The organism is Burkholderia sp. MSMB1588, assembly GCF_001546925.1.
Classification (GTDB): domain Bacteria; phylum Pseudomonadota; class Gammaproteobacteria; order Burkholderiales; family Burkholderiaceae; genus Burkholderia; species Burkholderia humptydooensis.
Genome location: NZ_LNJS01000001.1, coordinates 1,932,948 through 1,948,087, shown reverse-complemented (window position 1 = coordinate 1,948,087; position 15,140 = coordinate 1,932,948). Strand labels below are relative to the sequence as shown.

Here is a 15,140-nt window from a genome sequence, read left to right as displayed (position 1 = left end):
CGTGAAAACCGGAAACTTCGCATCGGCGGTCGTCGTTGCGCTCATTCTCTTTGTCGCGATCGTCAGCCTGGGCACGTCGCTTGCCATATTGCCGATCTACGTGAACAAGGTGTTGGGACTGTCGCCGTATTTCGTCGGCGCGGTCGTCACGGCCGAGTCCGTCTCGACGCTGCTGTCGCGCGCGTACGCCGGCCGGTTCTCCGACACGCGGGGCCCGAAGACCGGCATGATCCGCGGGCTGCTGCTGATGTTCGTCGCGGGCGCGCTGTGCGTCGCGGCGCTCGCGACGCACGGCGCGAGCGCATACCTTTCGTTTGCCGTGGTGTTCGGCAGCCGCGTGCTGATGGGCGTCGGCGAGAGCCTCATCTTCACCTGCAGCGGAACGTGGCCGATCGGGCTTGTCGGGCGCGAGCACGCCGGCAAGATCATGTCGTGGGTCGGGATCGCGATGTTCCTCGGGCTCGCGATCGGAAACTACGCGGGCGTGTGGTCGTATCAGCACGTGGGGCTCGTCGCCGGCGCGGCGGCGATGACGGGGCTGCCGCTGCTCGGAACCGTCGTCGTATGGTTCATCAAGGAGGTCAGCGTCCATGACGACGCAGGCCATCTGCCGCTCAGTTATGCGGTGAAGCGCGTGTGGAAGGCCGGCGCGGGCTTCGCGCTCGCCAACGTCGGATACGCGTCGGTCACGTCGTTTCTCGCGCTGCTGTTTCTCGACAACGGCTGGAACGGCTATGCGGCGCTCGCGCTCGCGCTGTTCGGCATCGGCTACGTCGCGGCGCGGCTGCTGCTCGGCTGGCGCGCCGATTCGTCGGGCGTCAACACGATCGTCGTCTCGCTCGCGATCGAGGCGGCGGGCCTGCTTTGCCTCGCGTATGCGAGCACGCCGCTCTACGCGTCGATCGGCTCCTTGCTGGCGGGCTTCGGCCTGTCGATGGTCTATCCGCTGCTCGCGCTTCCCGCGATCAAGAGCCTGCCCGAAAAGAACATCGGGCTTGCGCTGAGCACCTATGAATCCTGCTTCGACATCGGGATTCTCCTCGCCGGCGCGGCGGGCGGGATCATTGCGTCGCACGTCGGCTATGCGTCGATTTTCGTCTTCGCATTCGTCTGTTCGCTGCTCGCGATCGTTTGCTCGTATTTCGCCTATCAGCAGCTCTTTTCGGAGGTCGGCCGAGCGGCGACCTGACGCACGTTCGCTGACGGGGCCCGGCCGGCGAGCGCGGCGGCCGGGCCGAAACGACACCTCATCCGCGAGCGGCTCCCCGCAGCGGCGAACAACGTCGCGGGCCCGGCGCGGGTTCCGCGCGCGCGCCGGGGCGGCGGCTCGCACCAGGACGATACGGATATGCCTATCGAAATGTCTTGCGCAGCACGACCGTGGGTGATCAGCGACACGATGCGCTTCGACAGCGCCGGATGCGCGTTCGAGCGATGCGATATCGAGATCGCCGGCGGCAGGATCGCAGCTATCGTGCCGGCCGGCAGCTCGGCGCTCGCCGACGGCATCGACGGTGCGTCGCTCATCTGCACGCCGGGCGTCGTCGATATCGCGCCGCCGGACGGCCGAATCCATCCGTCGTGGGCCGCGGTTGCCGAGCCGCCCGCTTGCGTCACCACGATGGCCCGCCATTGCACGGGCGACGCACCTCTCGATGCGGGAGCCGCCGCGGCGGCCATGCGACGTGTCGCGCTGCTGCGCGTCGACGATCGGCGCCCGGAGCAGGCCGACGCGTGGCCGGGCTGGATGCCGGCCGCGCCGGCCACGTCGGCCGCGCCCGCCGGCGCTGCCGCGCCGGACGTTCCGTCGCTCGTCACGGCGCTGCCGGTGATCGCGAGCGGCGATCTCGCGTCGGCGGCCGAGATCGTCGCGTGGGCGCACCGCGCGAAGTGCGCGGGCACGCGGATCGGCATTCAGTTCTCCGCGCACTCCGATGTCGCGCACGAGTTTCGCGCGCGCTTCTGCTGCTCGGAGGCGGCATTGATCGCTTATCTGATGGCCGACGACAAGCGGGTGACGGTGTTCGGCGCAGCGCCGCTCGACGGGCGGGACATCGCCGCGCTGGCGCGCACGCGAAGCCATGCGGTGATCGACGCGTGCCGCGACGGCGAGCGCGTGCGAGGGCGGAGCGCCTATGCGCCGCTGCTCGAAACGGGCAGGGCCGCACTGCGTTTTCGCGGCGGCGCGGCGTTGCATCGCTTGATGCGCGAGACGGAGCGTGCGTCGGCTGCGCTCCTGGACCGCTGCGCGCTTGCGTTGACCCGCTCGGCCGCGGCGGCGCTCGGTCTCGACGACGTAGGCGCGATCGCGCCGGGCATGAAGGCCGACCTCTGCCTGTTCGAGCGGCAGGCCGGCGACGATCTGCGTGGCGGCGGCGCGACGCTGCTGTCGCTGCTCGCGACGCGCGCGCCGCGAGCGGTGCTCGTCGACGGACGCTCGCGCGTGTGCGCGAAGGCGGCGCTCGCCGCGACCGGCGCTGCGCATTGATACGGCGTTTACGTCAACTCGACGAAACGTATCATCAAATCGTCGAAAATTGACGTCGTTTCGCATCACTTTTCGTCTATAAAGTGTTTTTGCGCATCCGTACACTTTCCTGCAGGGCAACACGCCGTTTACAACAAACAATCACCTTGTCAGGAGAGAACGACATGAAAATCGCCATCGTCGGCGCGGGTCTCATCGGCCACACCATCGCTCATCTGCTGCGCGAAACCGGCGACTACGAAGTCGTCGCGTTCGATCGCGATGCGGACGCGCTCGCGAAACTCGCCAGCGAAGACATCGCGACGCGGCGCGTCGATTCCGCCGACGCGGCCGCGATCCGCGAAGCGGTGAAGGGCTTCGACGCGCTCGTCAACGCGCTGCCGTATTACCTGGCCGTCAATGTCGCCGCCGCCGCGAAGGCCGCGGGCGTGCATTATTTCGATCTGACCGAGGACGTGCGCGCGACGGGCGCGATCCGCGAGCTCGCCGAAGGCTCGGATCGCGCGTTCATGCCGCAATGCGGCCTCGCGCCGGGCTTCATCGGCATCGCCGCGCACGAGCTCGTGAACGGCTTCACCGAGGTGCGCGACGTGAAGATGCGCGTCGGCGCGCTGCCCGAGTATCCGACCAACGCGCTCAAGTACAACCTGACGTGGAGCGTCGACGGCCTCATCAACGAATACTGCCAGCCGTGCGAAGCGGTGCGCGACGGGCGCCGCCAATGGGTGCAGCCGCTCGAAGGGCTCGAGCACTTCTCGCTCGACGGCACCGAATACGAGGCGTTCAACACGTCGGGCGGCCTCGGCACGCTGTGCGAGACGCTCGAGGGCAAGGTCGAGACGCTCGATTACAAGTCGGTCCGCTATCCGGGCCACCGCGAGCTGATCCAGTTCCTGCTCGAGGATCTGCGCCTGGCGACCGACCGCGACACGCTGAAATCGATCATGCGCCGCGCGGTGCCGTCGACGAAGCAGGACGTCGTGCTCGTGTTCGTCACGGTGACGGGCGTGAAGCACGGCCAGCTCGTGCAGGACGTGTTCACGCGCAAGATCTTCGCGAAGGAAATCTGCGGGATGCCGATGAGCGCGATCCAGATCACGACGGCGGGCGCGATGTGCGCGGTGCTCGATCTGTTCCGCGAGAAGAAGCTGCCGCAGAGCGGCTTCGTGCGCCAGGAGCAGGTGCCGCTGCACGCATTCCTCGCGAACCGCTTCGGCAAGCTGTACGAGGGCGGCACGCTCGAGCGGATGCACGCGCTCGCATGACGCGACGTAAAAAAACGCCGGGTGGCCCGATGGGCGTCCGGCGTTTTTTCATGCATGCGGCGCCGCGTCAGGCGGGCAGCGGCGGCACCGTCGACGCGACGCGCGCGGGCGGCGGCGCGATGTGATCGAGGAGCGCTTCGACGTCGGCATCCGACGGCGCGGTGTTGTCGAACATCAGCAGGCCCTCGCATTGCTCGCCTGTCGGGATGAAGCGGCGTTGCCGGTATTCTTCCCAGTGCGCGAGCTTGTATGCGTCGTTCGGATTGCCGCGCGCGACGATCCGCGCATGCGCGGTGTCCTCCGACGTGTGGACCCAGACGATCCGCAGCTCGACGTTGGGTCCGATGCCGAGCCACGCGCGATCGAACAGACGCCGGTCGCGCACCTCGCGCGACAGCGGTCCGACGACGATCGCGCTGATGCCGAGCTCCAGGTTCTCGCGCGCGGTGTCGAGCAGCCCCTGGTATTCGGGATCGCGCAGATGCTTCAGATAGAGCGGGCTGTCGCGATCGTTCGGGTCGTGCGTGAGCGCGCCCATCGCGGCCGAGCTGTAGCGGCCGTACAACGTGTCCTTGTCGAGCAGGCAGAACGCTTCGCCCGTCGTCTTCATCAGCGGCCGGATCAGCCGCTTCGCGAGCGTCGTCTTGCCGGTGCCCGCATGGCCGCAGAAAAACACCAGATACGTCACGAACGTGGGTCCTCCGGCGGCGCGGCGGGCCCGTGCGCGTCATGCGCGTCGCCGGCGGCGCCCGTCGGGAAATTGCCGTTCGCTTCGAGCCACATCGCGTTGATGATGCCGAAGCCGAGCGCGACGCCGATGCCGAGAATCCACGAGAAGTACCACATCGCTGTCTCCTTGACGGTCAGGACGGCCGCGCGGGCCGCCGGGCGATTCGAGGGAGCGCCGCCCGCGAGCGCGACCGGCGACGAGTGCACGACGTCGATCATGACCAATATCGGCGGGCCGCGCAAGCGAACCGCGGCCGCCGGCGCGCGCGGGAGCGGCTAAACTGTGCGCCGGAATGGCTTCGAAACACGTTACTGCATGCTGATCAACTGCGCTGCATATCAGGATGGCCGCAAAGTGGCCGATATCGACATCGACGACATCGGCGACTACGTCGCCAGGCCCGAGTGCTTCGTCTGGGTCGCGCTGAAGGACCCCGAGCCGGACGAGATCGAACGGATGGGCGAGGAGTTCGGCCTGCACGAGCTCGCGCTCGAGGACGCGCGCAAGGGCCACCAGCGCCCGAAGATCGAGGAGTACGGCGATTCGCTGTTCGCCGTGCTGCATACGGTCGAGATCGACCGGCGGGGCGAGCTCCAGCTCGGCGAGCTGAACGTGTTCGTCGGGCCGAACTACGTGCTGTCGATCCGCAATCACAGCGAGCAGGACTTCCGCGCGGTGCGCGCGCGCTGCGAACGCGAGCCGCATCTGCTGAAGGAGGGCTCGGCGTTCGTGTTCTATGCGCTGATGGACCAGGTCGTCGACCGCTATTTCCCGACGCTCGAGGCGCTCGGCGCCGAGCTGGAGGCGCTCGAGGACCGGATCTTCGAGAAGACGGGCACGGCCGCCGCCCGCGCGCTGATCGAGGATCTGTACACGCTCAAGCGCCGGCTCGTGATGCTGCACCAGCACACGGCGCCCCTCGTCGAGCCGCTCGCGAAGCTCGTCGGCGGGCGGATTCCGCAGGTCTGCGCGGGAATGGACCATTATTTCCGCGACGTCTACGACCATCTGCTGCGGATCGTGCGGACGATCGAAGGGCGGCGCGAGATGCTCGTCACCGCGATCCAGGTGAACCTCGGGATGATCTCGCTCGCGGAAAGCGAAGTGACGAAGCGGCTCGGCTCGTTCGCCGCGCTGTTCGCGATCCCGACGATGATCGCCGGGATCTACGGGATGAACTTCAACAACATACCGGAGCTGCACTGGCGCTTCGGCTTTTACGTGTGCCTCGGCGTGATGGCGGCCGCCGACCTGTTCCTGTGGCGGCGCTTCAGGAAGGCCGGCTGGCTGTGAGCCGCATTCACGCGGGCGCGGCGAGCTTGCCGATGACGACCGTCCACGGCCGCACCCGCCAGCGCTTGACGAGGCCGTTCGCGACGTAAGGATCGGCTTGCGCGAACGCTTCGGCGACGGCGGGCGACGGCGCGTCGAACACGAGCACCGCTTCGTCGGCCGGGTCGGCGAGCGCGCCCGCGAGCAGCAGCTCGCCGCGGGCGGTCGCGGCCTTCGCGAGCGCGAGATGATCGGCGCGGTAGGCGCCGCGCCGATCGAGATAACCGTCGACGAGTTCGTAGGTCAGCAGGTAGTACATGAAATGCTCCTCATGCGATGGGGCGTGCCGGTCCGCCGCGGCGAACCGGCGCCGGTTGACGGGCAACGGCTAGTATAGGCCGGGCCCCGCGGGCGCCGCTTCGTGTAACAAGCGGTCGCGTTCGCCGGCCCTGCATCGTCGGCGCGACCGCTCGCGCCCGCCGCTTGGGCGCGTGCGGCGGGCCCTCGGGCGTCGGGTCGCGCCGCCGGCGCGGCTTTTGCCGCGCGTCGCGGCGAACACGCCGTTACAAATCGATACGGATCGCGGCCCGCGCACGCGTCAGACTGGCGCGCGAAACGCATGCACGATGGCGTTGGCGAAACGCGCGGCGCGCGTGCGCCGCCCCGCGCCGGATGATGCGAAACTATGCGAAACCACACGAACCGATGAAGCTCCGAACACTGTTGCTGCTGGGAATGTCGTTAGCGATGCTTGCCGCCTGCGGCTGGTTCCATGCCGGCCCCGGCGCGCGCGACATCGACGCGGCCGTGCGCCGCGCGCTCGACGCCGAGAATCGCGGGCCGCTCAATACGATGCTCGGCCAGCCGCTGCCCGTGGCGGCCGACGTCGCGTCGGTGAAGCCCGTCGGCGATTGCACGAAGGTCGCCGAGCGCGCGTATTCGTGCAACGTCGCGATCGCGTGGCACGACGGGCAGCCGAGCGACGGCGACGCGCCGTTGCGCGCGACGCTCACATTCACCGAGGACAGCGACGGCGCATGGCAGACGTCGCACGTCGATGCGGCGCTCGCCGCGGGCGCGGCGAAGTCGCTGATCGACCGGATCAGCGGCGCGGTTGCGGCAAGCGGTGCGTCGCAGGCGCAGTGAGCCGGGCCTGCGCGCGGCCCGACACGTCGTCAGTGATGCGCGTACGTCCGCGGCGCACGCACGGCGCGCGTATGCCGCGCATGATGCGCGCGGTGCTTGCGAAGGTGCGTCGTCTTCGCGGCGCGGCGCGCCGGCGCGGCATGCATGTCGCTCGACTGGCCCGACAAGCCCGACTGGCCTTCGCCGAATCGATAGGTTTGCGACGTTTGCGCGCGAGCGGCCGTTGTCAACGCGAATGCGACGCACGCGGCCGCGATGAAGATCGAAAGCTTCATGTATGGGCTCCTCTGTCCAAATGGGGCGCACGAGCATAGCGCGATTGCGGTGCGCCGACCTTTCCGCCGGCTTGTGTCGAACGCCTTTCGACGCATGCGGCCGTCGCCGGGGATCGACGCGCGGCGACGGCGTCAGTCAGTATGGGCGATTGTCGTCGCCGCGCCGGTCGTCGCGCCAGCGGCCGCCGTCGCGCCGGTCGCCGTCACGGTAGCCGCCGCGATCGTCGCGCCGGTCGTCGTCGCGACGATAGTATTGCGGCGGATGCGCGCGCTCCCATTCGTCGCGCTCCCAGTAGCGGTGGCCGTCCCAATAGCGCTCGCCATGCCAGCCGATGCCGACGTCCACGCCGACGGCGGGCTCCGTCGGATACACCGCACAGCCCGAGAGCAGCGCGCTCGCGACGAGCGGCAGAATCATCAGTTTTTTCATGGTCGCGCCATCCATTGAAGCGGGTTCGTGGTTCCCATCATAGAAAGCCGGCGAATTCCCGCGTGTAATGGATTGCAACGCGATATGACGTGGGCCCGCGGAGTGAACGGACATTCGCGCACGGCCGCATCCGCATCGGTCCACGCCGATCCGCGCCGGCTCGCGTCATTCGCTCGGCGGCGGCAGGTTCTGCACCATCAGCGTCTGCGGATTCGACAGCGGAATGCCCGCCGCGCGCAGCCGCTTGAGGATCTCGAACAGCAGGTCACTCTTCGTCGCCGCCGTGATTCGCGGACTGCCGACGTAGCCCGTCACGCTGAGCGTGATCCCGTCCGGCGTCAACTGGCTGAACGTGACGGACGGCGCGGGCTTCTCGAGGATCGACGCATGCTCGCGGTACGCGTCGAGCAGCAGGTCGCGCACCTGCTCGGGATCGGTGTTGAGCGCAAACGTGAGCGTCAGCGTCGCGACGCCCTGCGTGCTGTTGCCCATCGTCACGTTGCGCAGGTTCTGCGAGATCAACTGCGAGTTCGGCACGATCACCATCGAGCGGTCGGACAACTGGATTTCGGTCGCGCGCACGTTGATCCGGCGGATGTCGCCCTCGACGCCCGAGATGCTGATCATGTCGCCGACCTTCACCGGCCGCTCGGTGAGCAGGATCAGCCCGGACACGAAGTTCTTCACGATCTCCTGCAGACCGAAGCCGATGCCCACCGACAGCGCGCTCACGATCCACGCGAGGTTGTCCCATTTGACGCCGAGCAGCGACAGCGCGAGCAGCACGATCGCGACGTAGCCGAGATTGCTGTACAGCGTGATGAGCGACGCGCGCATGCCTTGATCCATGCCGACCGCGGGCAGCAGCTCGTTGTCGAGCCAGCGTCGCACCGAGCGCAGCAGGTAGATGCCGATCGCGAGCGCGAGCGCCGCGTTCAGGATGCGGTCGGGCACGATGTTCAGACGCTGCAGGCGCTCGCCGCCGAACATCGAGATCACGCTCACGAGCAGGTCGTTCGGCGTCGTTCCGAAGCCGCCCGTCAGCAGCGCGACGACGGCGACGAGCAGCAGCACGCTCGTGCTGAGTCCGGTCAGCACGGTTCTCGCCTGATCGAGGTGGCCGTCGTTCAGCCCGAACAGATTCTTGATCAGCCTGCCGCTCGACAGGTTCGCGGAGAACGCGCTCGCGTACGCGTCGCGGGTGAGGCGGGTCAGCAGATACGCGCTGCCGAGCACGATCTCGAACCAGACGAGCTCGTAGGTGAGGAAGCGGGCGACCGAGATGTAGCCGACGAGGAGCGCGACGAGCGCCGCGACGACGGTCAGCGTGACGCCCGCGTGGATCAGCCCCGCGAGCGTCGAGCGGGCCTCGGGCGGCTCGCCAGCGGCCGCGAGCGCGGTGCGCGCGCGGTTCGCGCGCAGCAGCGATGCGCCGATCGTCACGACGACGACGAGCGACACGATCCCGCGCCCGAACAGCGTGACCTGCAGGCTCGTGTCGGCGGTTCGGTTCAGCTCCTCGAGCGCACCCGCGACGAGCAGCAGCGCCGCGAGGATCGCCGGGAACGGCCGCATCGCGAGCGCGACTTCGTCGGCGAGCGCGGGCAGCCGCCAGCTCGGGTGGCGCGTGCACAGCAGCGCGCGGCCGAGGCCCGCGATCAGCGCGCAGGTCAGCGCGAGCTTCGCGAGTTCGTCGGCGAAATCCTGCAGCGCGCTCGTCAGCACGACGTCGCGCGTGAGCGCGAGGTAGACGAACTGCACCGCGATGCCCGTCGTCACGATGCTCGACACCGCGATCGACGTCGCGAGCGCGCTGCGCCGCACGCGGGTCTCCGGCAGCTTCGTCAGGCTGAACCACGCGAGCGCGCGCTCGGCGAGCCGCCCGCCGAGGGTCCACACGGCGAGCGCGGCGGCGAGCAGCAGCGCGGTGCCGAGCCGGCGGCCCGGCTCCCATGCCGCGCTCAGCACTTGCCCGATCTGCGCGCTGAACGCGTCGAGCTCCTGCCGGTCGTCGTCCGACGGATGAACGAGCGGCGCCCAGAATTGCGCGCCGAGAATGCTGCCCGAGCGCAGCACGAGCTGGTCGCGCAGCAGGCTGCGGCGCAGCTTCGAGTATTGCTGCATCAGGTTCGCGAGGCTTTCCTTTTCGTCGGCGGCCTGTTTCAGCGCGGCGTCGAACTGCGTCTTGCGCGCATTCAGATCCGCGCGCTGACGCGCGACGGCGGCTGTTTCGGGCGCCGCGCCCGGCGCGGGCGGCGGCCCGAGCACGTCGAGCTGCGCCTGAAGCTGCGCGCGCGTGGGCACGAGCGCGGCCGTCAGCTTGTCGACGTCGGCCGCCAGCGCCTGCGTCGATTCGTCGAGCGCGTCCAGTTGCTTGTAGGTCGTCGCGGCCGACGCCTGCTGCTTGATCCGGTCGAGCGCGGCCTGCACGCGCTTGAGCTCGGCGAGCGCCTCGTCGCGCGAGATCGTCGGCGCGGGCGGCACGGCGGCGCCCGATGCGAGGTCGGCCGCCGCCGCCGCGGGCAGCGCCGCACAGAAAAGATGCAATAGGCCAATCAGCGCGACGCGGCGCGCAAATGTCGCAAGACGAATCATCGGGAAACCTTACAGATCGGTTGCGCGAACGGACAACCGGATTGCGTCGTAGATTGCCACGGTTTTTCGGCTTGCGGATTGCCGACGACAATCCGAAACAATTGAAAGGAAAACGAAATATTTTTGCCGGCCGCGCCGGACCTTTGCGCGCCGGCGCGCCGCGCGTCAGACCCGCTCGATCGGAATGTACCGTCCATCCTTGCCGACGGGCGTGAGCGGCAGGCTGGCCTTTTCGCGGCGCTTGCGTTCCTTCGACAGCGGCGGGCAACTGTGCTCGTCGTAGTACATGACCATGCAGTCGAGGCAGAGCAGGCACTCCATCGGGTCGATCCGGCCGGCCGTGTCGATCGCCTGCGAGCCGCAGCCGACCGCGCACGCATGGCAGCTCGTGCATTCGGGCTTGCGCCGCAGCTTGAGCAGCCGCAAGCGCCCGGGCAGCGCGAGGCTCGCGCCGAGCGGGCACAGGTACTTGCAGAACGGCCGCTCGACGAAGATCGACGCGCCGACGACGGCGGTCCAGAACAGCACGAACGGCCACGAGCGGCGCGCACGCGGCCGCGTCGGCGCCTTTCAGGCGCGCCAAGAAGCGCAGCGTCTCGAGCCCGGTCAGGTTGTCGCACAGCACGACGTTTTCCGGCAGATAGCCGAGCGTGCGCCGGACGGCGCGGAACCGCGGGTCGCGGGCCGACACGCCGTCGATCCGCACGTCGCCCGCGTCGGCGGCGAGAAGGCCGAGCATCAGTTGGAACAGCGTGCTCTTGCCCGCGCCGTTGCGGCCGATGTCCGCCCGCAGGCAGGCTGCGACGCGATGCACGAGCGCGCGCCGTTTGCGAGCGAAAGCGGGGACCGCCGCGAACGCACCGTGAACCGGTCCCGATGGCACAATGCACGGCAGCGTGCCGGCCGTGCCGGTCGGCAACGAAGAGGAGGCTCGCGCACGAAGCGGATGCTCCGCATGCGCCGCATCGCACGCCGAATCGCACGCCGCATCGCACGCCGAATCGCACGCGCCCGCTGTCGTGACGAGCCGCCGCCCTCACTCACAGTCAGGAAATCGCCGCCATGAAAAAGCTCGTCAACCACCCGTCCGATGTCGTGCGCGAAATGCTGGAGGGCATCGCGCGGCAGTCGCCGCACGTCGCCATTCTCGGCGACGAACACGTGCTGATCCGGCGGCCCTTGCCGGAGCCGGCGCAGCGCCCGGTCGCGGTCATTTCCGGCGGCGGCAGCGGCCACGAACCGGCGCACGGCGGCTACGTCGGCGCGGGGATGCTGAGCGCGGCGGTGTGCGGCGAAGTCTTCACGTCGCCGTCCACCGACGCCGTGCTCGCCGCGATTCGCGCGACGGCGGGCCCGAACGGCGCGCTCCTCATCGTGAAGAACTACACGGGCGATCGCCTCAATTTCGGTCTCGCGGCCGAGCTCGCGCGCGCGGAGGGCATCCCGGTCGAGATCGTCGTCGTCGCGGACGACGTGTCGCTGCGCGAACTCACCGGGCGCGGGCGGCGCCGCGGCATCGCCGGCACCGTGCTCGTGCACAAGCTCGCCGGCGCGGCCGCCGAGCGCGGCCTGACGCTGCCGCAGGTGGCCGCCGTCGCGAACGAGGCGGCGGCGAACCTGGGCACGATGGGCGTCGCGCTCGACGGCTGCACGATTCCGGGCGTCGAACAATCCGGCTTCAGCCTCGCCGATGACGAAATCGAGCTCGGTTTGGGCATCCACGGCGAAAAGGGCGTGCGGCGCACGGCGCCGATGCCCGCAAACGCGCTGGCGGAAACGCTCGTGGCGACGATCGTCGACGATCAGCCCGTCGCGCGCGGCGACCGCGTCGCGCTGCTCGTGAACGGGCTCGGCGCGACGCCGGACATGGAGCTCGGCATCGTGCTGCGCGCGGCCTACGACAGCCTGAGCCGGCGCGGCGTCGAGGTGGCGCGCGCGTGGGCGGGCACGTTCCTGTCCGCGCTCGACATGCCCGGCTGCTCGATTTCGCTGCTCAAGCTGAGCGACGGCATGCTCGCGCTGCTCGACGCGCCGACGCAGGCGCGAGCGTGGCCCGGCGGCGGCGCGGTGAACCGGGACATTCGCGTGGCCGCGGCCGAACCCGGCCCGGGCGACCGGCTGCCGGAATGGGCGACGGGCGGCGCGGCGAGTGCCGACGGGCTGCGGCCCGCGTTGCATGCGGTCGCGGCCGCGCTGATCGACAACGAGCCGGTGTTGACCGAACTCGATTCCATCGCCGGCGACGGCGATCTGGGCGCGAGCATGCGGCGCGCGGCGAACGCGATTCTCGCGCTGCCCGCCGATGCGTATCGGGGGCCGGCCGTGCTGCTCGCCGCGCTCGGCGCCGCGCTGCGCCGGGCGATCGCGGGCAGTTCCGGGCCGTTTTACGCGACCGCGCTCGTGCGGGCGGCCCGCCGGCTCGCCGACGCGCCGGCGCCGAGCGCGCGCGACTGGGCGGGCGCGTTCCGCAGCGGCGTCGACGCGATCGGCGATCTGGGCGGCGCGAAGCCCGGGGACCGCACGATGCTCGATGCATTGGTGCCTGCCGTCGATGCGCTCGAACGCGAGCTGTCGGCCGGCAGGCGCGCGAGCGATGCGTGGGCGGCGGCCGTGCGCGCCGCGGAAGAGGGCGCGGCAAAAACCGCGGGCATGACGCCGCGCGCGGGACGCGCGAGCTACCTGGGCGCGCGCGCCGTGGGATCGCCCGACGGCGGCGCGGTCGCCGTGGCGTGCTGGTTGCGCGCGTTGCAGCCGCACGTCGCGTAGCGGCTAATCGCGTGCTGTCCGGGGGCGCGCGCCGTCGCCCGCGTCGCCGATCGAGGCCGGTCGGGCGATCCGGCGCGCCCGGCCCTTCCGGCGGCGAGCGCAAGCCCGTCGTTAGCGTGAACAGACCCTTCTAGCCCGGCATGCCGAGGATGCCGCGCGCATCCTGGCCGGGGAGCGCATCGGCGGCGTAAGAGAAATCGCCGTCGAGCTGCCGCCGGGCGAGCTGCCGCAACAGGAGCCGGTAGCGCAGGCCCGCGCGGTCGAAGCGCGAAAACAGGTCGCGGCGCTCGCCGGCTTCCTGGTAGCGGCCGTTCTGCGGGCCGACCATCCGGTTGTCCTGCGGCGCGACGACGTAAGGCGTCAACGGCATCAGCACGCGCAGCGGCCAGGGCGTGGACGTCGCGTTCAGCGCGAAGCTGAGCCGGCACCGGTCGCGTGACTCCGGCAGGCACGGGTGGAACAGCGGCAGGTCGATGCCCGGCGTATAGCGGCCGTACGCGAGCGCGACCGAGCTGCGCACGTGCACGTGAATCACCGCGTGAACGTCCTGATGCTTCGCGCGCACGCCGCCGAACCAGCGCATGATCGGCGCGACCGACTTGTGCGTGCAGCGCCGGATCATCGTCACCGTCTCGGACGTGAACTGCACGTCGATCCGGTCCTCGTCGGAACGCTCGTTGCCGAGCACGTTCGCATGCAGGAAGTCCGCATGCGTCAGGTCCAGCAGATTTTCGACGAGGAGGGGCGAGCAGCAGTCGAGCCGGACATTGCCCTGCATGTGCGGAGGCAGCCCGCCGTCGCGCGGCAGAAACGGCACGTCGGGCACGAGCGCGTCGCTCGCGTCGCCGGGGTCTCCGTACCAGATCCACACGTAGCCGTATCGCTCGAGCACCGGATAGCCGTCGGCGTCGACCGGCGAATCGGACGCCGGGCGTCGCGCGGCCGGCAGGTCGGGGTGCCGCCGCGATGCGTGAATGCGTCCGCCCGCGCGCCACAGAAAGCACGGTTGCGAGTGGAGCCGCCAGCGCGATGCGCGCGCGCCGACTTCGAACGCGTGGGCGAGCGGAAACCATGCGTTGCGCAGGCGAATCCCGCCGGGCACCCAGTCGTCGCTCGGGCGGCTTGCCGCCTCGATATCTTCGTTGTCGACGGTCAGCATCATCCTTTCCTCGCACACGGTAATCGATCGGGGCCGCGCGCGGCGGCGGCACCCGCGGACCGCGAGTACGGGCCGAGCCAGGCGCGCGAGCAGGTCACGTCGAGCCTCGACAGCGCGCGTGCGTCGATCTGCTCGCGCATCGCGAACGGCGCGCGGCGCAGCCGCGCCCACAGGCGCAGCAGCGTGGCGTCGGCGCCGCTCGCGTCAGCCGCGATGCCGCCGCGCCACATGACGTTCGTCGCGCCGCGCGCCGCGGGAACGACGGCGATCGACGCCCACAGCGCCGTCTCGCCGTCGCGCGTGTCGAGCTCGACCGACGCGAGCGCATCGTCGCGCGGCGGCGCGAGCCGCAGCGTCCACGGATAATGCGCGCCGAACCGGTGATTGTGCGCGCGCGCCGCCCACGTGACGCCGCGCTCCATCTCGATGCGGCCGCCGCGCGGCTCGGGGTCCGCGATCACGTAATCCGTGATGCGCAGGCCGGCGATGCGCATCAGCAGATGCGGGCCGTCGGCCAGCGCGGCGACATACTCGTCGCATCCGACGGCGACCGTCGCGCAACCCGCGAACCGCTGCGCGCAACGCGACGCGGGCGCGGGGGGCGCGGCCGGCTTTCGCGTGTCGGCGCCGTGGGCCGCGCGGCCCCACACGTAGCCGTCGCACTCGAACGTCTCGTAGGCGCGCACCGCGTAGTGCGGCGGCACCGGCTCGCCTTGCGACAGATTCGGGATCGCGACGCATGCGCCTGACGCGCCGTCGTAGATCCAGCCGTGATAGCCGCACTGCAGTCGGCCGTCGGGCGTCACGCGGCCGAGCGACAACGGCGCGCGGCGATGCGCGCAGCGATCCTCCATCGCGCGGGCGGCGCCCGATGCATCCCGATACAGCACGAGCGGCTGTCCCATGCAGACGACGCCGAGCGGCGCCCGGGCGCTCACCTGCTCGGACAGCGCGAGCGGCAGCCAGCGTGCGGCGGAATCGGAACGAAGCGTTGCGACGGTCTCCATCATGGGC

At 70.0% G+C, this 15,140-nt stretch carries 14 protein-coding genes and 2 pseudogenes; 6 read left to right on the top strand and 10 right to left on the bottom strand.

The features are described from left to right. Position 1: 1 nt before the first annotated feature. From WS92_RS20530 to WS92_RS20520, 3 genes are all read left to right on the top strand, one after another. Positions 2-1,189 carry an MFS transporter gene (locus WS92_RS20530; RefSeq protein ID WP_231748959.1) on the top strand — a complete coding sequence of 396 codons (1,188 nt, stop codon included), beginning with the start codon at positions 2-4 and terminating at the stop codon, positions 1,187-1,189. A gap of 159 nt (positions 1,190-1,348) precedes the next feature. Continuing rightward, a complete protein-coding gene (locus WS92_RS20525; RefSeq protein WP_059930781.1) occupies positions 1,349-2,488 on the top strand; it encodes an amidohydrolase family protein in 1,140 nt (379 codons plus the stop codon). A 164-nt stretch (positions 2,489-2,652) separates the two neighbouring features. Then, on the top strand, positions 2,653-3,753 hold the full coding sequence (locus WS92_RS20520) for a saccharopine dehydrogenase family protein (RefSeq protein WP_006026875.1): 1,101 nt from the start codon (positions 2,653-2,655) through the stop codon (positions 3,751-3,753). Between the two features lie 67 nt (positions 3,754-3,820). Here WS92_RS20520 and WS92_RS20515 read toward each other — a convergent pair whose 3' ends face one another. Together WS92_RS20515 and cydX are read right to left on the bottom strand one after the other, a co-directional pair. Further along, the gene (locus tag WS92_RS20515) at positions 3,821-4,441 is read right to left on the bottom strand and encodes a P-loop nucleotide/nucleoside kinase family protein (protein WP_009912221.1); all 621 of its coding nucleotides are present in this window, start codon (positions 4,439-4,441) and stop codon (positions 3,821-3,823) included. Then, positions 4,438-4,599: a cytochrome bd-I oxidase subunit CydX gene (gene cydX / locus WS92_RS20510; protein WP_041861851.1), complete on the bottom strand. Its 162-nt coding sequence runs from the start codon at positions 4,597-4,599 to the stop codon at positions 4,438-4,440. The genes WS92_RS20515 and cydX overlap by 4 nt, the downstream gene beginning before the upstream one ends. A gap of 199 nt (positions 4,600-4,798) precedes the next feature. Here cydX and corA point away from each other — a divergent pair, with 199 nt between their 5' ends. Continuing rightward, positions 4,799-5,776, top strand: coding sequence for a magnesium/cobalt transporter CorA (gene corA / locus WS92_RS20505; RefSeq protein WP_059930778.1), 978 nt, complete (start codon positions 4,799-4,801; stop codon positions 5,774-5,776). 7 nt (positions 5,777-5,783) lie between these two features. Here corA and WS92_RS20500 read toward each other — a convergent pair whose 3' ends face one another. Further along, positions 5,784-6,074, bottom strand: coding sequence for a YciI-like protein (locus WS92_RS20500; protein WP_006026870.1), 291 nt, complete (start codon positions 6,072-6,074; stop codon positions 5,784-5,786). A 386-nt stretch (positions 6,075-6,460) separates the two neighbouring features. Between WS92_RS20500 and WS92_RS20495 the strand changes: the two genes are divergently transcribed. Next, entirely contained in the window at positions 6,461-6,901 is a 441-nt protein-coding gene (locus tag WS92_RS20495; RefSeq protein WP_059930776.1) for a hypothetical protein, read from the top strand. A gap of 29 nt (positions 6,902-6,930) precedes the next feature. On the opposite strand, the gene WS92_RS20490 is transcribed toward WS92_RS20495, so the two are convergent. From WS92_RS20490 to WS92_RS32820, 5 genes and pseudogenes are all read right to left on the bottom strand, one after another. Beyond that, on the bottom strand, positions 6,931-7,176 hold the full coding sequence (locus WS92_RS20490; RefSeq protein WP_015600445.1) for a hypothetical protein: 246 nt from the start codon (positions 7,174-7,176) through the stop codon (positions 6,931-6,933). Positions 7,177-7,312: 136 nt separating this feature from the next. Continuing rightward, positions 7,313-7,606: a hypothetical protein gene (locus WS92_RS35920; protein ID WP_015601242.1), complete on the bottom strand. Its 294-nt coding sequence runs from the start codon at positions 7,604-7,606 to the stop codon at positions 7,313-7,315. A 165-nt stretch (positions 7,607-7,771) separates the two neighbouring features. Then, entirely contained in the window at positions 7,772-10,201 is a 2,430-nt protein-coding gene (locus WS92_RS20480) for a DUF3772 domain-containing protein (RefSeq protein ID WP_059930774.1), read from the bottom strand. A gap of 165 nt (positions 10,202-10,366) precedes the next feature. Then, a pseudogene (locus tag WS92_RS20475) lies at positions 10,367-10,744 on the bottom strand (4Fe-4S binding protein); the annotation flags it as partial. Continuing rightward, positions 10,740-10,982 (bottom strand): annotated as a pseudogene (locus tag WS92_RS32820) (ATP-binding cassette domain-containing protein); the annotation flags it as partial. The pseudogenes WS92_RS20475 and WS92_RS32820, both read right to left, overlap by 5 nt. Before the next feature lie 281 nt (positions 10,983-11,263). On the opposite strand from WS92_RS32820, the gene WS92_RS20470 reads away from it, so the two are divergent. Further along, complete coding sequence (locus WS92_RS20470) at positions 11,264-12,967, top strand: dihydroxyacetone kinase family protein (protein WP_015602023.1); 1,704 nt, start codon at positions 11,264-11,266, stop codon at positions 12,965-12,967. 130 nt (positions 12,968-13,097) lie between these two features. On the opposite strand, the gene WS92_RS20465 is transcribed toward WS92_RS20470, so the two are convergent. Both WS92_RS20465 and WS92_RS20460 read right to left on the bottom strand, forming a co-directional pair. Next, the gene (locus WS92_RS20465) at positions 13,098-14,126 is read right to left on the bottom strand and encodes an aromatic ring-hydroxylating oxygenase subunit alpha (RefSeq protein ID WP_059930836.1); all 1,029 of its coding nucleotides are present in this window, start codon (positions 14,124-14,126) and stop codon (positions 13,098-13,100) included. Next, on the bottom strand, positions 14,126-15,133 hold the full coding sequence (locus WS92_RS20460; RefSeq protein ID WP_059930770.1) for a Rieske (2Fe-2S) protein: 1,008 nt from the start codon (positions 15,131-15,133) through the stop codon (positions 14,126-14,128). Before WS92_RS20460 ends, WS92_RS20465 begins: the two co-directional genes overlap by 1 nt. Between the last annotated feature and the right edge of the window lie 7 nt (positions 15,134-15,140).